The organism is Phenylobacterium sp. (genome assembly GCF_004299445.1).
Lineage (GTDB): Bacteria > Pseudomonadota > Alphaproteobacteria > Caulobacterales > Caulobacteraceae > Phenylobacterium.
In genome coordinates this window covers 1-19,466 of the sequence record NZ_SCTC01000043.1, presented here as the reverse complement: position 1 = coordinate 19,466, position 19,466 = coordinate 1, and the positions used below count along the sequence as shown (strand labels likewise).

Below are 19,466 nucleotides of genomic sequence, written 5' to 3'. Positions count from 1 at the left end.
ACCATGGCCGACGAGAACGAACTCCCTCCTGAAGGCGCTGCAAGCGGTTTCGAAGCCAGCGGCGAGACCGACTGGGCGGCCGCGGCTGCGGCCGAGGCCAACTCTGCCGAGCGCATCCTGAATCAGGACGAGATCGACAGCCTCCTGGGCTTCGACCTCACCGACGACGAGATCGCCGAGCGGACCGGCATCCGCGCCATCATCAACTCGGCGCTGGTCAGCTACGAACGCCTGCCGATGCTGGAGATCGTCTTCGACCGCCTGGTGCGGTTGATGACCACCTCCCTGCGGAACTTCACCTCCGACAACGTCGAGGTCAGCCTCGATAACATCAGCTCGATCCGCTTCGGCGACTATCTGAACTCGATCCCGCTGCCGGCCATCCTGTCGGTGTTCCGGGCGGAGGAGCTGAACAATTACGGCCTGCTGACGGTCGACTCGAACCTGATCTACTCGATCGTGGACGTCCTGCTGGGCGGCCGTCGCGGCACGGCGGCGATGCGGATCGAAGGCCGTCCCTACACGACCATCGAACGCGTGCTGGTGCAGCGGATGGTCGAGGTGGTGCTGGCCGACGCCAAGGAGGCGTTCGAGCCGCTGACGCCGGTTCACTTCACGCTGGACCGCCTGGAGACCAACCCGCGCTTCGCGGCCATCGCGCGCCCCGCCAACGCGGCGATCCTGGTGAAGCTGCGCATCGACATGGAAGACCGCGGCGGCCGCATCGAGCTGCTGCTGCCCTACGCGACGCTCGAACCCATCCGCAAGATGCTGCTGCAGCAGTTCATGGGTGAGAAGTTCGGCCGCGACAACATCTGGGAAAGCCACCTCGCCACCGAGCTGTGGACCACCAACACCGAGGTCCGCGCCGTGCTCGACGAGCAGCAGATCAGCCTCCGCCGGGTGCTGGATCTGAAGGTCGGCGACACCCTGATGCTGAACGCGGGTCCCGACAGCCTGATCGAGCTTCGGGCCGGGACCATCCCCCTCACGCGCGGCCGCATGGGCCGTCGCAACGCCCACATCGCCGTCCGCGTGGAAGCCCCGCTTTCGCCCAGCGCCCGGCAAGCCGTCCAGAGGTTGTCATGAGCCTGATCGCCATCGGCATGAACCTGTTGCTCGCCGGCCTCCTGGTCGCGGCCATGGTCGTCGGCCTGCGCCTCAACAAGCGCCTCAAGGCCCTGCGCGACAGCCATGAAGGCTTCGAGGCCGCCGTGCGCGAACTGAACGTCGCCGCTGTCCGCGCCGAGCAGGGGCTGGCCGACCTTCGCGCCGCCACCGACGAGGCCACCGACATGCTGTCGGACCGCATCGAGAAGGGCCGCGCTCTGGCCGCCAAGCTGGAGAAGCTGGTGGCGGCCGCGCCGGAACTGCCCCGCGCGATGTCGTCCGAGCGCCTGCAGCCGCGATCGATGCCGGCGGTCACTCCGGCGCCGCGTGTCGAGGATAATGCCGAGCAGCGGCTGTCCAACCTGCTGGCCATGGCCCGCTCGCGCCTCGCCGCCAAGGAGGCCGCCCAGGCCCAGCCCGAGGCCGCGCCGGCCGTCGAGCGCGAGCCGCGGGTCGGGCGCGCTCCGCTGCCCGGCCGCCGCATCGCCGTGACCCCTGACGACGACCTGTTCGAGGACGCGCCCCCGGCGTTCGACCGCTTTGCCGGAGCGCGCCGTTGAAGTCCGTCCCCCGCATCCTTCCCCTGGTCGGTGTCGCCATCGGCGGCGTCCTGGTCGTCAATGCCATGTCGGGCGCCCAGGACCTCAGCGGCCTGCTGACCGGCGCGCAGGCCTTTGCCGAAGAGGCCACGAAGGCCGCGAAGCCCGACGCCAAGGCCGATGCGAAGGTCGGCGGCAAGGATGCGAAGACCGGCGAGGCGGCCGCGACCGGCGAGTCCAAGGACGCTGTGGCCGGCCTGCCCGCGCCCAGCATAGCGCCCAAGGCCGTCTGCGCGCCGACGGCCGCCGAGCTCGCGAAGCAGGCGGGCCTGTCGCCGGCCGAACTGCAGGTGCTGCAGAGCCTGGGCCAGCGCCGCGGCGCCCTGGACGCCCGCGAGAACGACCTCAACACCCAGCTCGCGCTGATGGCCGCCGCCGAGGCCAAACTCGACGCCAAGATCAAGGCGCTGAACGGCCTGAAGGCCGAGGTCAACGGCCTGCTCAACCAGTCCACCACCAAGGAACAGGCCGAGATCGACCGCCTGGTGAAGGTCTTCGAGGGCATGAAGGCCAAGGACGCCGCCCCGCGCCTGGCGGCGCTGGACGATGGCGTGCGCATTAAGATCGCCGCCAAGATGAAGGAGCGCGCGCTCTCGGCGATCATGGCCCAGATGTCGGCCGCGGACGCCAAGAAGCTGACCGAGATGCTGGCGCGCCGCTACTCCGACGCCCAGGCCGCCGCCACCAAGGCCGCCGCCGCCGCTGACGAGAAGGCCACGCCGGCCAAGACGGCCTCCGTCGATCCGACCGCCGAGGAGAAGAAGCCCGCGCCCGCCCGCAAGGCCCCGCCGCGCAAGAAGGCCCCGGCCGCCCAGCAGGCCGCGAAGCCTGCCGCGGGGCCCGCGCCGGCCGCAGCATCGCCCGCCGCGGCTCCGGCCTCCACGCCGCCGGCCAAGTCCGGCTAGCGCATGAGTCTCAAGAAGGCCCTCCGCTCCGGGGTCGCCGCGGCCTGCATCGCCAGCGTCGCGGTTCCTGCCGGGGCCGTCGCACCCGCGGTCAAGGCCGTCGCCCAGCGCGGCGGCCCCGACGTTCGTGTGGCCACAGCGGAGACCTTCTCGCGTATCGAGATCCGCGGCGGCGCGCTCGCCAGCCGTCAGGGTCAGACAGTCACGATCAGCATGTCGGGCGATCCCGACGTGGCCCGCCTGCTCACCTCGCCGCCCAGGTGGGTCAAGTCGGCCGAGCGCAAGCGAACGGCCAAAGGCGTCCAGCTCGTCCTCACCCTGGCCGACAACGCCGATGTCAGCATCGGCCAGGCCGACGGCGCCACCTACGTCAACGTCTTCGAGAAGGCCGAGGCCGCGCCGGCTGACCCTGCGGCCGCGGCCGAGACCGTGGCCGTCGCCGAGGCCGAACCGCCGCGGCCCGACCCGCTGCCGCCTGGCGGCGTGGTGCGGATGGACGCCAAGGTGGCCGGCGGCCAGACCCAGCTCGCCTTCACCTGGGCCAACCCCGCGGGCGCGGCGGTCTTCCGTCGCGGCGACGCCGTCTGGGTGGTCTTCGACGCGCCTGCCAGCCTCGACGTGACGGCCACGCCCCGCGGCGTCCGGCCCTTGCGCGGGGTGCAGGCCTTCAAGGGCGCCGACCACGCGGCGCTCCGCATCGACGCCGATCCCGACGCCCCGGTCTTCGTGGCCTCGCAGGGAAACACCTGGACCATTTCGCTGGGCCCCGGCCCGCAGTCGCAGCCTTCGATCGTGCGCGTCAGCCGCGACGCCGCTGGCGGCCCGGCCACCCTGAAGGCGCCCGTGGCCGGCGCCACGCGCGTCATCAACATGGTCGATCCGGTGGTGGGCGACACCCTGACCGTGGTCACCGCGCTGGGCCCGCCCAAGGGCATCCCCACGCGCCGCGACTTCGTCGACGCGGCGCTGCTGCCGTCGATCCAGGGGCTCGCGATCGAGTCGCTGGTCGAGGACCTGACGGTCCAGCGCGACGGCGAGATCGTCCGCATCAGCCGCGCCAAGGGCCTGACCCTCTCGCCGGCCTGGGCCACCCGCGAGCGTGAAGACGCCAAGCTGGGCGCCCCGCAGCCGGCGATCATGCCGGCCATCGTGCCCGCCGAATGGGCCAAGACCGGCGAAGGCGGGTTCCTGCGCCGCTACGAGAGCCTGTTCGCCGCCGCCGCGGCCGAGAGCGGGAACAAGGATCCCGAGGCGCCGGTCGCCGCGCGCATGGCCATGGCCCGCTTCCTTGTGGGCTCCGAGCTGAGCTACGAGGCCATCGGCCTTCTGAACGCCCTGGCGCGCGAGCACCCCGAGATGCTCGACGACCCTGAGTTCCGTGGCCTGCGGGGCGTGGCGCGCACGCTGTCGCGCCGCTATGCCGAGGCCGACACCGACTTCTCGGCGCCGTCGCTGGCGGACGATCCGTCGACCGCCCTCTGGCGCGCCTACGTGGCCACCCAGCTCGCCCAGTACGGCGAGGCGCGCGCCCTCTTCGTGAAGGGCGTCGAGGCCTACGGTCTGATGTCGCCCCTTTGGAAGGCGCGCTTCGCCCGCGCCGACGCCCAGGCCGCGCTGGCCCAGGGCGACCTGATCGGCGCCGACACCCGTATCCGCATGGCGCTGGAGGAAAAGGTCGATCCCGAGGAACAGCTGCGCGCCCGGCTGGTCCAGGCCCGGATCATCGAGCTGCAGGGCTACAAGGACCGCGCGCTGAAGGTCTACAACGCGATCGCCACGGCGCCCGTGGAGTCGCTCTCGGCGCCGGCGGTGCTGCGCTCGACCCAGATCCGCCTCGAACTGGGCCAGATCAAGCCCGCGCAGGCGGCGCTCGTCTTCGACAACCTGCGCTACCGCTGGCGCGGCGACGCGACCGAGCTCGAGACCATTCGCGCGCTGGGCCAGCTTTACCTGGCGCAGGGCCGCTACCGCGAAGCGCTGGAGGCGCTTCGGTCGGCCGGCGTGCGCCTGCCCGATCTGCCCGAGGCGCTGCAGCTGCAGGCGGACCTGAACGCCGCCTTCCGCGGGCTCTTCCTGGATGGCCATGCCGACGGCCTGGAGCCGACCCAGGCGCTGGCGCTGTTCTTCGACTTCCGCGAGCTGGCCCCGCTGGGGGCCGACGGCGACCTGATGGTCCGCAAGATCGTTCGCCGCCTGGTGGACGTGGACCTGCTGCCCCAGGCCGCCGACCTTCTGAAGTATCAGGCCGAGAACCGTCTCGACGGCGTGCCCAAGGCCCAGGTCTCCACGGACCTCGCCGTGATATACCTGATGGATCGCAAGCCCGAGCTGGCGCTGGAGGCGATCAACGCCTCACGCACGACGGTGCTGCCCCTCGCGCTCAGCGCGGAACGCCGCCTGGTCGAAGCGCGCGCCTGGAGCAGCCTCGGACGTCACGACAGCGCCCTGGAGATCATCGAGCGCGACACGGGCAAGGAAGCCCAGGACCTGCGCGCGGAAATCCTCTGGAAACAGAAGAACTGGGCCGCCGCCGCCCCCTTGTTCGAGAAGAGCCTGGGTGATCGCTGGAAGACCGCGACCCCGCTCTCGTCGGATGAGGAAGGCCGCCTGCTGCGCGCCGGGGTCGCCTACAGCCTGGCGGGCGACGAGGGTTCGCTGGATCGCCTTCAGAGCCGCTACCAGGGCTTCTACGAGAAGGCCAACAACCCCGAGGCCCTGCGTGTCGCGCTGTCCGGCGCGCCGACCGGGCGCCTGAGCGTGGGCGATTTCGGCCGTGTCTCGGCCGACAACGAGGTCTTCGCCGGCTGGGTCGAGAAGATGAAGGGCCGCTTCAAGACCCGCGCCGCGCCGGTCGGAACCGGCAAGCCCGCCGCCCCGCCCGCACGGCAGGCTCAGGCTTCGCCGCCCAAGCCCGCCGCCAAGGGATGATCTAGGCGGTCACTGCGCGGCGACGGCGCAGCGCCGAACCGGCCAGCCCGAAGCCGCCGATCATCAGCGCCCACGTCGCCGGTTCCGGCACCGCGCCGCCGATCGTGACGTTGTCGAGGGCGTTGTACTGCGGCGCGTCGTTCATGGTGATCGACACCGACGTGAAGGCCGTATTGGTGACGATCCCGAAGAAGTCGAGCGCGTTCGTAGTGCCGATGCTGTTCAGCGACACCTGGGTCACCACGTTCGAGCCATTCGAGAACGCCAGCGAGAACTGCACAGCGCCGGCGGTCAGCGCGCCGAAGTCGAAGCCGAACGCTTGGCTGGCCGCGAAGTTGACGGTGATGACGTTGGGGTTCGCGTAGTCCGAATTCAGGAAGCCGCCGCCCGCATAGCTGGAGCCGTAGTAGCCCGGATCGATCACGAACATGCTGCCGTTGCCCGTGAAGGTCATGCCGCTCTCGACATAGGGTCCGTTGCCATAGCTGGCGAAGCTGCCAGCGCCCGCGACCCCGTCGAAGTCGGCGATCGACTGCCCGGACGTGGCGCCGTCGAACGCAGCCCGAGTTGTGTAGATGGTATCGGCCGAAGCCGCGCCGGCGGCTGCGAAGGCGATGATGGCGGCCGCGGCCGCAAAGGTGTTGCGCACAGTTTTCTCCCCAAGGTTCGAGTTAACTGAACCCTGGTACGTGAATCGTGCGAGCGAATTCCCCCGCACGCTGATCGACTGCACGGGGAAGGCGAGCTTGGCCGCGTCGCCGCTATCCGCCCGGCGCGCCGCGCTGGAAGCTCTCGACGAGGCTGCCGGCCACCAGCCGCCACCCGTCCACCAGGACGAAGAAGATCAGCTTGAAGGGCAGGCTGATGACCACCGGCGGCAGCATCATCATGCCCATGCTCATCAGCACGCTGGCGACGACCAGGTCGATGACCAGGAAAGGCACGAACAGCAGAAAGCCGATCTCGAACGCCCGCTTCAGCTCCGAGATCATGAAGGCCGGCGTGACCACGCGGATCGGCAGCTCCTGCAGGTTGGCCGGCCGCGGCACCTTCGACAGGCGCACGAAGAGGGCGAGGTCCTCCTGGTCCACTTGGCTGAGCATGAACTGCTTCACCGGCCCGCCCGCCGCGTCGAACGCCGCCGGCAGCTCCATCTGCTGCTCCAGCAGGGGACGGACGCCTTCGTTGTACGAGCGGTCGAAGGTGGGGCCCATGACGATGGCGGTCAGGAACAGGCTGAGCGAGATCAGCACGGCGTTCGGCGGGCTCTGCTGAAGGCCGAGCGCGGTGCGCAGCAGAGAGAGCACCACCACGATGCGGACGAACGAGGTGGTCATGATCACGATCGACGGCGCCAGCGATAGCACCGTCATCAGGCCGACCAGCTGGACCACGCGCTCGGTCAGGCCCGCACCGGTGCCCAGGTTGACGTTCAGCGTCTGGGCCACCGCGGCGGCCGGGACGATCATGGCCGCGAAGGTGGTGACCAGCGCGATCAGCGCCGCGCGGCGCCAGTCCTCGGCCGGCAGGGTGCGGATCGCGGCGAACAGTGCGCGCATCAGGCGGCGTCCCGCGGCTTAAGGTCGACGACGCGGCCCTCGCCCAGCAAGACCAGGCGTTCCTGCCCGTCGCACTCGACGATGAGCAGCCGGCGGGACGGGTCCAGCACCAGGGTCTCGACCACCCGCATGCGGCGGTCCTTGCGCACGCCCTGGAAGCGGGCCATCGCATCGGGGCCGTACTTGCGCAGCGCCACGGCGGCCAGCCCGATGAGGCCCAGCGTGAGCACGAGGGCGAATATGGCGCGGGCGAAGGTGGCGAGGTCCATGCGGCGGGGTCCCTGAGGAGGCCCATTCGCCGCTGAATCCCTTAAGCGCGGATTAACCCTGTTTGTTCAGAGTCGCCGGGCATGAACCTGGCCGACATCCCTCTCTTCTCGATGCTGCGCAGCCGGCTGGGGTATCTCAGCGAGCGCCAGAAGGTCATCGCGCAGAACGTCGCCAACACGGACACCGCCCGCTACATCCCCGAGGACATGAAGCCCTTCAGCTTTGACGCGCGGGTCCAGGCGCAGCGGGCGGGTCAGTCGGGCGCCATGTCGGTGACCCAGCCGGGCCACATCGCGCCTAAAGGCCCTCAGTCGCGCCTCGGCGGCCAGTTCAAGACGGTGCGGTCTCCCGACTCCGAGACCACGCTCAACGGCAACTCGGTCGTGCTCGAGGAAGAGATGATCAAGATGGCCGAGTCCCGGATGAACTACGACGCGGCGATCAGTTTCTATCAGAAGTCCATGGGCATGCTGCGCCTGGCCACCAAGCGGCCGGGCGCGTGAGGCAGGAGAGCTAGATGGCCGACTCCAGACTGCCCGTTGGCGGCGTCACCCAGGCGATCGCGGCCTCAGCGCTCCGCGCCCAGCAGGCGCGCATGCGGATCATCGCCGAGAACCTGGCCAACGCCGACTCCACGTCCAAGACCCCCGGCGGCGACCCCTACCGGCGTCAGGCCCCGGTGTTCGAGCCGACCCGCATCTCGGGCGCGCGCGGCGTGAGGATGTCGAAGGTCGAGGCCGACCAGACCGAGTTCCGGCAGGAGTACGACCCCGGCCACCCTTCGGCCGACGCCAAGGGCTATGTGAAACTGCCCAATGTCAGCTCTCTCGTCGAGGCGATGGACATGCGCCAGGCGCAGAAGGCTTACGAGGCCAACCTCAACGTCATCGAGACCGCGCGCAGCATGGAACAGCGCACGCTCGATCTGTTGAAGAAGTAGGGGCTAGCCGATGATCACCCCGCTTGCCGCCGCCAAGGCCTATGCGTCCGCCCAGAAGGGGATCGGGGTCGGAGGCCCCGGCGAGGCCGACGGCATGCCGTCGCTGTCGAGCCCTGCCGCGGGCCCGCCGGGCGGGTTCGGCGCGATCCTGAAGTCGGCGATGACCGACGCGATGGCCGCCTCGAAACACGCCGAGCACCAGATGGCCGCCCAGGTGGCCGGCCGCACCGAACTGGTCGACGTGGTCACCGCGATTTCGGCCGCCGAGGCCAGCCTGGAGACGGTCATCGCCGTCCGCGATCAGGTGATCTCGGCGTACCAGGAAATCATGCGGATGCCGATCTAGCCTATTTGATCTCGCCGCAGGCCACGCGCGGCCCCGCGCCGCCGATCGGCTGGGTCATGTGGTCGTCGGCGTTGGCATGAATCACCAGGGCCGAGCCGTCCGCGTCCTGCAGCGCCTTCAGGGTGACGACGCGCTTGAACATCTCGGCGTTCGCGGTCCCGTCGGCCGCGGCGTAGAGGTTCGGCAGGTCTCCGGTCTCGTTGGCCGCGGGATTCAGAAGTCCATGCACGGCCTTCTCGGCGCCGTGGGTGTGGGCGCCGGCCGAGGTGAAGTCGGCCTTCGAGCAGTCCGCCTTTTCGTGGAAATGCAGGCCATGCCAGCCGGGAGTCAGGCCCTTGGCCTCGATCCGCAGGAGCACGCCGTTCGGCGCCTCGGTCAGGGTCGCCTTGCCGGCGTCGGCGCCTGCGCCGGTCTTCAGCGACACGGTCACGGGGGCGGCCATCGCGCTGGTGGCGGCGAAGGCGAGTGCGGCGGCGAGGGCGATGGGGCGGCGCATGGGGGACAACTCCGTTTCGAACCGATCTGCAACGTGTAGCCGCGCGCGATGGCTCCCCCAAGCGCCGAGGGAGTGCTACGCGGGGTTATGGCCGATGCGCTGATCGAACTCACAGGCGTCTCCAAGCGCTACGGCGCCCACGCCGCCCTCGACAGCGTCGACCTCGCGGTCTCGGCCGGACAGTTCGTGGCGCTGGTGGGCGGATCCGGCTCAGGCAAGACGACCCTTCTCAAGACCGTGAACGGCCTCATCGCCCCCGACGCGGGGCGGGTCAGCGTGGCCGGCGAGGACGTGGCGACGGCCGAGCCCCATCTGCTGCGTCGGCGCATTGGCTACGTCTTCCAGGAGGTGGGCCTCTTCCCGCACCTGACGGTCGCCGAGAACATCGCCATCACGCCCAGGCTGCTGGGCTGGGACGCATCCAGGATGGCCGCCCGCGTGGCCGAGCTGCTGGAGCTGGTCGCGTTGCCGGCGGACGTGGCCGGCCGCGCGCCGGCGGCGCTGTCGGGCGGCCAGCGCCAGCGGGTGGGGGTGGCGCGCGCACTCGCGGCCGAGCCTCGCCTCATGCTGATGGACGAGCCTTTCGGGGCGCTCGACCCCGTCACCCGCGACGCTTTGGGGGCCGACTACCGCGCCCTCCACGAACGCCTGGGCCTGACCACCCTGATGGTCACCCACGACATGGCCGAGGCGGTGCTGCTGGCTGACCGCATCGTGGTGCTGGCGGGCGGGCGCATCCTGGCCGATGGGGCGCCGGCCGAACTGCTCGCCTCGTCGAAGGATCCCCAGGTGCTGGCCCTGCTGGAGGCTCCCAAGCGCCAGGCCGAGCGGCTGCGCGAGAGGCTTGGCGCATGAGCCCGCAACTGGCCGCCGCCTTCGAGCTTCTGCCGGAATACCTGGGCTGGCATGTGCTGCTCAGCGTCAGCGCGCTGGCCCTGGGCCTGGTGATCAGCCTTCCGCTGGCGGTGGCGGCCAGCCGGAGCCCGCGCCTGCGCTGGCCGGTGCTGGCGCTGGCCAGCCTGATCCAGACGATCCCCAGCCTGGCCCTGCTGGCGCTGTTCTATCCGCTGCTCCTCGCCCTCTCGGCTGCGTCCCAGGCGTTGCTGGGGCAGGGGTTCTCGGCCCTGGGCTTCCTGCCGTCGCTGCTGGCGCTGACGCTCTATTCGATCCTGCCGATCCTGCGGAACGGGGTGACCGGGATCACGGGCGTCGATCCGGCGATCTCACAGGCCGCCGACGGCGTGGGCATGACCCGCCGCCAGAAGCTGATCCAGGTCGAGCTGCCGCTGGCCGCGCCGGTGATCATGGCCGGCGTGCGCACCGCCGCCGTGTGGACCATCGGCGCCGCCACGCTCTCCACCCCCGTGGGCCAGACCAGCCTGGGAAACTACATCTTCGCCGGCCTGCAGACCGAGAACTGGGTCTCGGTGCTGTTCGGCTGCGCCGCGGCGGCGGTCCTGGCCATGACGACCGATCAGTTGCTGGGCCTCGTTGAGACGGGTCTGCGCACCCGGCGGCGCGGCATGGTCCTCGGGGGCCTCGTCGCCCTGCTGGTCGGCGCCGCGGCGGCCCTGTTGCCGCTGGCCAGTTTCGGGCGGCCCGCGGCCTATGTGGTCGGCGCCAAGAACTTCTCCGAGCAGTACATCCTGGCCGCGCTGATGGCCGATCGCCTCCAACGCACCGGCGCCCAGGTCGAGCGCAAGGAGAACCTGGGCTCCAGCGTGGCCTACCGCGCCCTGGCCGCCGGCGAGATCGACGTCTACGTCGACTACACCGGCACCCTCTGGACCAGCGTCCTGGGCCGAACCGACAACCCCGGCCGCGCCGCCATCCTGACCCAGCTGACCGCCGAGCTGAAGAAGCGCGACGGCGTGGTCGTCCTGGGCTCGCTGGGCTTCGAGAACGCCTACGCCTTCGCCATGCGCGCCGACCGGGCCAAGGCCCTGGGCGTGACCTCCCTGGACGACCTGGCCCGCGAGGCGCGCAACCTCACCCTGGGGACGGACGTCGAGTTCCTCTCGCGGCCCGAATGGAAGGCGGTCGACGCGGCCTACAACCTGACCTTCAAGGCCGAGCGCTCGTTCCAGCCCACCTTCATGTACCGGGCCCTCGGCTCAGGCGAGGCCGACGTCATCAGCGCCTTCTCGTCCGATGGCCGCATCGCCGCCGACAGGCTGGTGGTGCTGAGCGACCCCCGGGGCGCCATCCCGCCCTACGATGCGGTCATCCTGGTCTCGCCCAGGCGTGCGCAGGATCGGCGGCTGCTCGACGCCCTGCAGCCTCTGGTCGGCGCCGTCTCCGTCGAGGCGATGCGCGCGGCCAACTACAGCGTCGACCGCGACGCGGGGAAGGTGACCCCGGCCGAGGCGGCGCGCGCCCTCGCCCTCCCTTGAGGGCCCTCTCCCCGCAAGGAGGGAGGGAGCGAGTCGTTTGGGTCATGGTTAACCCCCTCTAGCCTTTCGTTAACCATGACCGGCGAGATTGGGGCACCGGCGGGGCGACCGCCGAGTCCCTGTCTTCCGCATGAGGTTTTCGATGAGCGGCGCCGAGGTTCTGGACGTCGGGCGAGACGCCATCTGGCTGACCATTCAACTGTGCGCGCCGGTGCTGCTGGTGGGCCTGATCGTGGGCGTCGGCATCGGCCTGCTGCAGGCCCTGACCCAGATCCAGGAACAGACCCTGGTCTATGCCCCCAAGATCGTCGCCATCTTCGTGTCGCTGCTGGTCTTCCTGCCGCTGATGGGCGCGCTGATGAGCAGTTTCATGCGCAATATCGCGGCCCGCATCGCGGGCATGTAGGCGGCCGGGCGAGTGGAATCCTACGCCACGGCCCAACAGGTCTACGCCGCCGGCCTCATCTTCGCGCGGCTGGGCGCCATCGTCATGCTCATGCCCGGCCTGGGCGAGACGTTCATTCCGGCGCGCATCCGCCTGTCGTTCGCGCTGGCCCTGTCGCTGATGCTGTTCCCGCTGCTGGCGGGCAAGGTCCCGCTGCTGGCGACCGGCGCGGGCGACTTCGGGTTGGCGGTGATCCGCGAGGTCGTGATCGGCCTCTTGATCGGTGCCATCCTGCGTCTCTTCATGACGTCGCTGGCGACCGCGGGCGAGATCGTGTCGCTGCAGACCACCCTCTCGTTCGCCCAGACCGCCAACCCGATGCAGGCGGCGCCGTCCACCACGCTGGGCACGTTCCTGGGCCTCATCGGCATCGTGCTGATCTTCGCCACCGACCTGGACCATCTGTTCATCGCCGCCATCGTCCGGTCGTTCGACCTGTTCCCGTTCGGCCGCGACGTTCCGGTCGCCGATGCGGGGCAGCTCGCCGTCCAGACCCTTGGAAGCTCGTTCGCGCTCGGGCTCCAGCTCTCGGCGCCGGTGATCGTCTTCTCGCTGGTGTTCAACGTCGCCGCCGGCCTTGTCGGGCGGGTGATGCCGCAGTTTCAGGTGTTCTTCGCCGCCACCCCGCTGATCGTGCTTCTGGGCCTGTCGGTCTTCGCCCTTAGCCTGGGCTCGATCGGCATCATCTGGATCGACCGCTACCGCGGCCTGCTGGGGACGTTCCTCGGCACATGAGCGAAGCTCCGGAAAAAGACTCAAAAACAGAAGAGGCGACACCCCAGAAGCTTGAGAAGGCTCGGGAAAAGGGCGACATCCCCAAGACCATGGATCTGGCGCATTTCGCCACCCTGGCGGCGGTGTCGGGCGTGGTGCTGCTGGCCGGCGGCTGGCTGTCGCGCAACCTGGCCGCCCAGCTTCTGCCCTTCATCGCCCGGCCCGACGCCATGTCGCTGCACGGGAACGGGGGCGTCGAGATCTTCCGCTATGCGATGATGGCCAGTGCGCCGATCCTGGTCGCGGTGATGGCGGCGGCCGCCATCTCGGGCGCCGGCGCCAACCTGATCCAGACCGGCCTGCATTTCACGCCCGACAAGGTGAAGCCCGACTTCTCCAAGGTCTCGCTGGGAAAGGGCTTCGAGCGGCTGTTCGGCCCCGACAGCCTGATGCAGTTCGCCAAGTCGACGGTGAAGGTCATCGTCATCGGCATCCTCGTGTGGTGGGTGCTGAAGCCCTACATGCCGCAGTTCGCCTCGCTCGCGGCGCTGGACCCGTCGGCCATCTTGCCGCTGTGCCTCGAGATTCTCCGCCGGCTGGTCTTCGCGGTCCTGGCGCTGACCCTGGTCGTGGCGGCCGGCGACTATCTGTGGCAGCGCCAGCGCTTCATGGTCCGCCAGCGGATGACCAAGGAAGAGGTCAAGGAAGACTACAAGAACAGCGAAGGCGACCCTCACGTGAAGGCGCGCCAGAAGCAGATCCGCTACACCCGCGCACGCCAGCGCATGATGCAGGCTGTGCCCAACGCGACGGTCGTGATCATGAACCCGACCCACTACGCGGTGGCGCTGAAGTACGAGCAGGGCGAGAGCGCCGCGCCCACCTGCGTCGCCAAGGGCCTCGACTCCCTCGCCCTCAAGATCAGGGGCGTCGCCGAGGAGGCCGGGGTGCCGGTGATCGAGGATCCGCCCCTGGCGCGGGCGCTCTACGCCTCGGTGGACATCGACGATATGATCCCGGCGGCCCACTATGAAGCCGTCGCCAAGATCATCGGCTTCATCCTGAATTCGGCCCAGCGTCGCCGCCCGGCGGCCAGGCCTCTCTAGACCGTCGGCCGCCCCCGGCGCCCATTTCTCACTAAGTTGTTGGCCTTGTGACAGAATGCAGAGCATCGAATCGCCGGAAGCGCTGAGCCCTCACATGGCCGAGCCGCCGTCCAAGACCCGTAAGGCCGACGTCTTCACCGCGTTCGCGGTGCTGTTTTTCCTGCTGGCCGTGATCTTCGCCGGCGCGCCCCTGCTGAATGCGCCGCTGGAGGCGCTGGGCAGTTCGCTGCTGCTGATCGGCCTGGCCGGCGTCGCCTGCATCGGCCTGTTCGTGCTGCGCGGCTCGCCCGAGGCCCCGCAGGAGGCCGAGGCCGGCGCCGAGGCGTTCCTGGCCGCGCTGGAGGAGCCCGCCGCCGTGGTCGCGCCCGACGGGCGGCTGCTCACCACCAACTCGGCCTGGCGCGAGACGATGGGCGCGCACCCGCGCCTGCCCAAGAGCGGCGCGGCCGCCTCGAGCCTGTTCGGCGCCCTGGCCGCAGCCCGTCGTGGAGAACTTGGCCGCGCGCCCATCAAGGCCGGCGGCCAGGAGCGCGAGGCCATGGTCTCGCCCATCGGTCCCCGCCGCTTCCTGGTGCGGCTGGCCGGCCGCGGCGGCGGTCCGCTGGCGTTGCCGTCGTCGGCCCTGGAAGTCCTGAACGCCGTGGCCACCGCCAAGGCCCCGCCGCCCAAGGTGCTGGACGCGTTCGCCGCCGCCTCGCCGTTCGGCGCGGCGTTGCTGGAGGGCGACGACCCCTTCGAGGCCCGCATCATCGAGGCCAACCCCGCGCTGGCCGCCCTCGCCAAGGGTGGCGAGGCGGGGCAGGTGTTCGGCGCGCTGATCGAGCCCGCCAGCCGCCTCGACGCCGGCCTGCGGCTGGCCGACCACCGCGACGGCCATGCTCCGCTCGAAGTGCGCCTGGCCCACGACCCGGCCCGCATCGCCCACCTCTACCTGACCCAGACCGGCGATCGCTGGGTGGCCTACCTGGTGGACGTCTCCGAGCAGAAGCAGGTCGAGCTGCAGCTCTCCCAGAGCCAGAAGATGCAGGCCATCGGCCAGCTGGCCGGCGGCGTGGCGCACGACTTCAACAACCTGCTGACCGCCATCCTCATGCAGCTGGACGTGCTGTCCACCCGCCACCCCGTCGGGGATCCCTCCTACGAAGGCCTTAACGAGATCAAGCAGACGTCGATGCGGGCCGCCGACCTGGTGCGCAAGCTGCTGGCGTTCTCGCGCAAGCAGACGGTCCAGCGCGAGATCCTGGACGTGGGCGAGATGATCTCGGAATCCGAAGTGCTGCTGCGCCGGCTGCTGCACGAGGACATCAAGCTGGTCACCGACTATGGCCGCAACCTGCCGCACGTCCGCGCCGACCGCGGCCAGCTGGACACCGCGGTGATGAACCTGGTGGTCAACGCCCGCGACGCCATCCGCAGCCATGGCGGCGGGGTGATCAACATCCGAACCGCCCGGGTCACCCAGGAGGAGGCCCGCAGCCTGGGCTATCCGACCGCCCAGGGCGATCACGCGCTGATCGACGTCAGCGACGACGGTCCCGGTATCCCGCCCGAGGTGAAGGAAAAGATCTTCGAGCCTTTCTTCACCACCAAGGCGGTGGGCGAGGGGACGGGTCTGGGCCTGGCCACGGTCTACGGCATCGTCAAGCAGTCGGACGGCTGGATCGCGGTCGACTCCAAGCCGGGCCAGGGTGCGGCCTTCCGCATCTTCCTGCCGGTCCACGTGGCGCCGGCCCAGGAGGCTGCGGCTCCGGCCGTCGAGCCGGTCGCGCCCAAGCGCCCCGCCGCCCGCGACCTGTCGGGCGCCGGCCGGATCCTGTTCGTCGAGGACGAGGACGCCGTGCGCGGCGTCGCCGCCAAGCTGCTGCGCGCCCGCGGCTACGAGGTCATCGAAGCCGCCAGCGGCGAAGAGGCCCTGGAGTACGCCGAGACCCATGCCGGCGAGATCGACCTGATGATCTCGGACGTGGTCATGCCGGGCATGCAGGGGCCCGACCTCTTGAAACAGGCGCGCCAGTATCTGGGCGCCGCCCCTGTGATGTTCATCTCGGGCTACGCCGAGAGCGAGTTCTCCGACCTGCTGGAGGGCGAGCGCAACGTGTCGTTCCTGCCCAAGCCCATCGATATCAAGACCCTGGCCGAGCGGGTGAAGCAGGAACTGCAGAAGGCCGCCTAGATGTCCGCATCCAAGTCGTCAGCGACGGTCCCGGCCTCGGCCACTGGCGCAACCGCCGTGGGGACGGCGGCCCTGGGCTCGGCCTTGCTCGGCGCGCTCGCCTTCGGCGCCATCGCCGTCGGCGCGCTGGCGATCGGCCGGCTCGCGATCGGTCGGCTGACGGTCCGGCGCGTGCATCTCCGCCGCCTGGACGTGGACGAACTGACGGTCGGCCGGCTCACCGTGCGCGAACAGGACTGAGCGCCGACCCCTTGCGCCCGCGCGCCAGCCGCGCGACCCTGCCGCCAATCAGAAAACGCGGTATGGGAGGACGACGATGGCGGGCGTGAATCCGAACGGGACTCTGAAGGGCAAGGTGGCGCTGGTGACGGGCGCCAGCCGCGGCATCGGCGAAGCCATCGCCGTGCGCCTGGCCATGGAAGGCGCCAAGGTCGTGGCCTCGGCCCGCACGGCGGAGCCCGGTGAGAGCAAGCTTCCGGGCACGCTGGCCGCCACCGTCGAGCGGATCCGGGCCGCCGGAGGCGAGGCGACGGCGGTCAAGGCCGACCTGTCGCTTGAAGCCGACCGCATCCGTCTGGTCGAGGAGACGGTCGCCGCCTACGGGCCCGTCGACATCCTGGTCAACGACGCCGCCGTCACGTTCTTCATCCCCGTGGAGACCTTCCCCAAGAAGCGCTTCGACCTGATGTTCGAGGTCCAGGTCTGGGCGCCGCTCCACCTGACCCAGCTGGTCCTGCCGTCGATGCGCGAGCGCAAGCAGGGCTGGATCACCAACATCTCGTCCGGCGCCGCCATCCACCCGAAGCAGCCCTACAACCGCCGCGGCGGCGGCACGATCTACGGCATGTGCAAGGCCGCGCTGGAGCGCTTCTCCACCGGCCTGGCCTCCGAGGTCTACGACGACAACGTCGCGGTCAACGTCATCTCGCCCGGCCTCGTCGACACCCCCGGGGTCGCGGTCCATGGCCTGATCACCGAGGCCACCAAGGACCGGGTCACGCCGATCGAATACATCGCCGAGGCCGTCTACCAGCTCTCGGTCGGCGACCCGAAGACCATGACAGGCCGCATCGACCACGCGGCCCCGATGCTGCAAGAGTTGGGGATCAAGCCGTCCGAGCTGGTTTGAGCCCCCGTTGATCGAGCAGACCTCATGATCGAACAGACCGTCGACATCGCCACGCGCGATGGAAAGACCACGACCTTCATCGTCCATCCCGAGCGGAACGGGCCCCATCCCATCATCCTGTTCTTCATGGATGCGCCGGCGATCCGCGAGGAGCTGCGCGACATGGCCCGGCGGATCGCCACCGCGGGCTACTACGTGATGCTGCCCAACCTCTATTACCGGAAGGGCGTGCTGGAACTCGCCGACCTGCCGCCGCTGCCCGAGGCCGAGGCGCGGGCGCGGATGTTCGAGCTGATGGGTTCGATCAACATTCCGATGGTCATGGACGACGCCGACGCGCTCCTGGCGTTCGCCGATCGTGACCCGGCGGCCAGCCCCGGCAAGGCGGGGGCCATCGGCTATTGCATGAGCGGCCAGTACGCGATCAACGCGGCGGCCCGCCATCCCGAGCGCATCGCCTGCGCCGCCTCGCTCTACGGCGTCCAACTGGTCACCGACCGTCCCGACAGCCCGCACCTGGCGGCGCAGAAGGCCAAGGCCGAACTCTACTTCGCCTGCGCCGAGCACGACACCTACGCGCCCCTGGAGATGGTGGAGGCCCTCGACGCCTCGCTGAAGCAGGCCAAGGTCAACGCCGAGGTCGAGCTCTATCCCGGCGTCCACCACGGCTTCGCCTTCCCGCAGCGCGGCGCGGTCTACGACAAGCCCGCGGCCGAGCGGCACTGGGAGCGATTGTTCGCCCTCTTCCAGCGGAATCTGGGTTAGGCGTCACTCCTCCTTCGTGCGGTAGTCGCCGAAGGTTGAATCCCGGGTGTTCAGCGCCTGCTTCACGCCCTGCCGCATCTGGGCCATGAATTCGCGGCTGGCCTTGGTGTGCCAACCCAGAGCGTGCAGGTCGGTGCCGGCCCGCAGCCCCGCGCGAAGGCCCATCGCCTCCATCTGACGGTGGACCAGACGCTTGTTGAGCTGGGCAAGCTCCGGGTCGACCTTGGCGATACGTTCGGCCATGGCGGTGACCGCGGGCTCCAGCTCGTCGAGCGGATAGGCGCGGTTCGCGAAGCCCAGCCGGGCCGCCTCGACGCCGGAGATCGAGTCGCCCGTCAGCATCAGCTCCATGCCGGCGCGCATCCCCATCAGCCAGGGATAGAATTGGTTGTCTGGCGAGCTCATCGTACGCACGGCCGGGTAGCCCACCTGTGCGTCCTCGGCGATGTAGACGAGGTCGCAGGCGAACGCGAGTTCGGAACCGCCGGCCAGGCACCAGCCGTGCACCTGGCCGATGATCGGCTTGGCCAGGTCCCACATCCGGAAGCAACCCTCGACCACGTGGCGGGCCCACTGGCCCTGCGCCCCGGCCGTGTGGAACGGCAGCTCGCCCAGGCCCGCGAGGTCGTAGCCCGACGAAAAGCACGTCCCGGCGCCGCGCAGGACTATCACCCGCACCTCGGGATCCTTGTCGGCGGCCTCCAGCGCCGCGAACAGTTCGCCGCGCAGCTGGTTCGAGAGCGCATTGCGCTTCTCCGGGCGGTTCAGCGTGAGCCGCCGCACGCCGGGGGCGGGGCTGTCGGTAAGCAGGATCGGTTGGTCTGCCATGAGGGTTCCTCCTGGCCCGCATGGCAGCGCCGGCGCCGCAGCGGCAGTAAAGCCTGACCGCGCGTCAGGCCGAGCGAGGGTCCTGCGCCACCACGGGGGCAAGCCAGTTCGGCTCCAGCGCCTTGCGCGGATGGACAGAGCTCACCATGCCCATGAACGGCGGATGGATGTCGTAGCCCAGCAGGGTCTGAAGCCGGGGAGACATCGCCCGCGCCCGCTCGGGAGGCACCCCCAGGAAGAAGTTCTCCTGTGTCCGCCCCCACGGCTCGCAATACTGATTGGTGAAGGCCAGCCGCGGTCGCTCGGTGCGGTTGGCGCCGCCGCGATGGACACAGGTTCCGGCCATGACCAGGCACGCCCCGGCCGGCATCTCCATCGGAACCAGCTGGGACTCCATGGTCTCGGCCCCCTTCGCCCGCACGCAGTCGCCCAGGTCGCCCCACAGGTGGCTGCCCGGGATGACTTCGGTGGCCCCGTTCTCGGCGGTGAAGGCGTCCACCGCGGCGATCACGGTCATGCTGATCGGCGGCCGCGGGCGGGGCTGGCGGTAGAAGCCGTCGTCGGTGTGGAGGTCCTGGGCCGCTTCGCCCGGCAGGATCTGGATCGACTGGCTGGCGGTCAGCAGATAGCCGGGCTGCAGGAACCGATCCAGGATCGCCAGGACGCGCGGCTCCTCCGTCAGGTCCTCGAACACCTTGCCGCGGGCCACCAGCGTGTAGATCCGCTCGGTGGAGAATCCCTCGAACGCATTGCGCCCGCG

The 19,466-nt window shown here is 70.0% G+C and carries 22 protein-coding genes; 16 read left to right on the top strand and 6 right to left on the bottom strand.

The annotated features are described in order from the left end of the window. Positions 1-3 precede the first annotated feature (3 nt). Genes fliM through EPN98_RS11525 form a run of 4 tightly spaced genes read left to right on the top strand, consistent with a single transcriptional unit; the run spans position 4 to position 5,542 of the window. Positions 4-1,089: a flagellar motor switch protein FliM gene (gene fliM / locus EPN98_RS11540; RefSeq protein ID WP_366558476.1), complete on the top strand. Its 1,086-nt coding sequence runs from the start codon at positions 4-6 to the stop codon at positions 1,087-1,089. Next, positions 1,086-1,670 (top strand): DUF6468 domain-containing protein, encoded by a 585-nt coding sequence (locus EPN98_RS11535; protein ID WP_293362848.1) that lies wholly within the window; start codon positions 1,086-1,088, stop codon positions 1,668-1,670. Before fliM ends, EPN98_RS11535 begins: the two co-directional genes overlap by 4 nt. Then, positions 1,667-2,614 (top strand): hypothetical protein, encoded by a 948-nt coding sequence (locus EPN98_RS11530; RefSeq protein WP_293362847.1) that lies wholly within the window; start codon positions 1,667-1,669, stop codon positions 2,612-2,614. Before EPN98_RS11535 ends, EPN98_RS11530 begins: the two co-directional genes overlap by 4 nt. 3 nt (positions 2,615-2,617) lie before the next feature. Further along, positions 2,618-5,542 (top strand): tetratricopeptide repeat protein, encoded by a 2,925-nt coding sequence (locus EPN98_RS11525; protein WP_293362846.1) that lies wholly within the window; start codon positions 2,618-2,620, stop codon positions 5,540-5,542. 1 nt (position 5,543) lies between these two features. Here the strand turns inward: EPN98_RS11525 and EPN98_RS11520 are convergent, their stop codons facing one another. The 3 genes from EPN98_RS11520 to EPN98_RS11510 all read right to left on the bottom strand — a co-directional run bounded on the left by EPN98_RS11520 (position 5,544) and on the right by EPN98_RS11510 (position 7,370). Next, entirely contained in the window at positions 5,544-6,191 is a 648-nt protein-coding gene (locus EPN98_RS11520; RefSeq protein ID WP_293362845.1) for a PEPxxWA-CTERM sorting domain-containing protein, read from the bottom strand. A 112-nt stretch (positions 6,192-6,303) separates the two neighbouring features. Beyond that, on the bottom strand, positions 6,304-7,104 hold the full coding sequence (gene fliP, locus EPN98_RS11515; protein ID WP_293362958.1) for a flagellar type III secretion system pore protein FliP: 801 nt from the start codon (positions 7,102-7,104) through the stop codon (positions 6,304-6,306). After that, positions 7,101-7,370 carry a flagellar biosynthetic protein FliO gene (locus EPN98_RS11510; protein WP_293362844.1) on the bottom strand — a complete coding sequence of 90 codons (270 nt, stop codon included), beginning with the start codon at positions 7,368-7,370 and terminating at the stop codon, positions 7,101-7,103. The genes fliP and EPN98_RS11510 overlap by 4 nt, the downstream gene beginning before the upstream one ends. 81 nt (positions 7,371-7,451) lie before the next feature. Here EPN98_RS11510 and flgB point away from each other — a divergent pair, with 81 nt between their 5' ends. Genes flgB through EPN98_RS11495 form a run of 3 tightly spaced genes read left to right on the top strand, consistent with a single transcriptional unit; the run spans position 7,452 to position 8,657 of the window. Beyond that, positions 7,452-7,874: a flagellar basal body rod protein FlgB gene (flgB, locus tag EPN98_RS11505; RefSeq protein WP_293362843.1), complete on the top strand. Its 423-nt coding sequence runs from the start codon at positions 7,452-7,454 to the stop codon at positions 7,872-7,874. Between the two features lie 14 nt (positions 7,875-7,888). Further along, positions 7,889-8,311 carry a flagellar basal body rod protein FlgC gene (gene flgC / locus EPN98_RS11500; protein WP_293362842.1) on the top strand — a complete coding sequence of 141 codons (423 nt, stop codon included), beginning with the start codon at positions 7,889-7,891 and terminating at the stop codon, positions 8,309-8,311. A 10-nt stretch (positions 8,312-8,321) separates the two neighbouring features. After that, on the top strand, positions 8,322-8,657 hold the full coding sequence (locus EPN98_RS11495) for a flagellar hook-basal body complex protein FliE (protein WP_293362841.1): 336 nt from the start codon (positions 8,322-8,324) through the stop codon (positions 8,655-8,657). Position 8,658: 1 nt separating this feature from the next. Here the strand turns inward: EPN98_RS11495 and EPN98_RS11490 are convergent, their stop codons facing one another. Next, positions 8,659-9,153, bottom strand: a complete 495-nt coding sequence (locus tag EPN98_RS11490) for a superoxide dismutase family protein (RefSeq protein ID WP_293362840.1) — start codon at positions 9,151-9,153, stop codon at positions 8,659-8,661. A gap of 87 nt (positions 9,154-9,240) precedes the next feature. Here EPN98_RS11490 and EPN98_RS11485 point away from each other — a divergent pair, with 87 nt between their 5' ends. From EPN98_RS11485 to EPN98_RS11445, 9 genes are all read left to right on the top strand, one after another. After that, positions 9,241-10,008, top strand: coding sequence for an ABC transporter ATP-binding protein (locus EPN98_RS11485; protein ID WP_293362839.1), 768 nt, complete (start codon positions 9,241-9,243; stop codon positions 10,006-10,008). Then, entirely contained in the window at positions 10,005-11,546 is a 1,542-nt protein-coding gene (locus EPN98_RS11480) for a glycine betaine ABC transporter substrate-binding protein (RefSeq protein WP_293362838.1), read from the top strand. The genes EPN98_RS11485 and EPN98_RS11480 overlap by 4 nt, the downstream gene beginning before the upstream one ends. Before the next feature lie 142 nt (positions 11,547-11,688). Continuing rightward, positions 11,689-11,952 carry a flagellar biosynthesis protein FliQ gene (gene fliQ, locus EPN98_RS11475; protein WP_293362837.1) on the top strand — a complete coding sequence of 88 codons (264 nt, stop codon included), beginning with the start codon at positions 11,689-11,691 and terminating at the stop codon, positions 11,950-11,952. Between the two features lie 12 nt (positions 11,953-11,964). After that, positions 11,965-12,726 (top strand): flagellar biosynthetic protein FliR, encoded by a 762-nt coding sequence (gene fliR, locus EPN98_RS11470; protein WP_293362836.1) that lies wholly within the window; start codon positions 11,965-11,967, stop codon positions 12,724-12,726. Then, complete coding sequence (gene flhB / locus EPN98_RS11465) at positions 12,723-13,811, top strand: flagellar biosynthesis protein FlhB (RefSeq protein ID WP_293362835.1); 1,089 nt, start codon at positions 12,723-12,725, stop codon at positions 13,809-13,811. Before fliR ends, flhB begins: the two co-directional genes overlap by 4 nt. 55 nt (positions 13,812-13,866) lie before the next feature. After that, the gene (gene cckA, locus EPN98_RS11460) at positions 13,867-15,984 is read left to right on the top strand and encodes a cell cycle histidine kinase CckA (protein ID WP_293362834.1); all 2,118 of its coding nucleotides are present in this window, start codon (positions 13,867-13,869) and stop codon (positions 15,982-15,984) included. Continuing rightward, the gene (locus tag EPN98_RS11455; RefSeq protein WP_293362833.1) at positions 15,985-16,224 is read left to right on the top strand and encodes a hypothetical protein; all 240 of its coding nucleotides are present in this window, start codon (positions 15,985-15,987) and stop codon (positions 16,222-16,224) included. Between the two features lie 76 nt (positions 16,225-16,300). Continuing rightward, positions 16,301-17,113: an SDR family NAD(P)-dependent oxidoreductase gene (locus EPN98_RS11450; RefSeq protein ID WP_293362832.1), complete on the top strand. Its 813-nt coding sequence runs from the start codon at positions 16,301-16,303 to the stop codon at positions 17,111-17,113. Between the two features lie 24 nt (positions 17,114-17,137). After that, positions 17,138-17,878 carry a dienelactone hydrolase family protein gene (locus EPN98_RS11445; RefSeq protein WP_293362831.1) on the top strand — a complete coding sequence of 247 codons (741 nt, stop codon included), beginning with the start codon at positions 17,138-17,140 and terminating at the stop codon, positions 17,876-17,878. Between the two features lie 3 nt (positions 17,879-17,881). Here EPN98_RS11445 and EPN98_RS11440 read toward each other — a convergent pair whose 3' ends face one another. After that, positions 17,882-18,706, bottom strand: coding sequence for an enoyl-CoA hydratase-related protein (locus tag EPN98_RS11440; RefSeq protein ID WP_293362830.1), 825 nt, complete (start codon positions 18,704-18,706; stop codon positions 17,882-17,884). A 64-nt stretch (positions 18,707-18,770) separates the two neighbouring features. Then, positions 18,771-19,466, bottom strand: a 696-nt coding sequence (locus tag EPN98_RS11435; RefSeq protein ID WP_293362829.1) for a phytanoyl-CoA dioxygenase family protein, incomplete at its 5' end; no start/stop codon positions are given.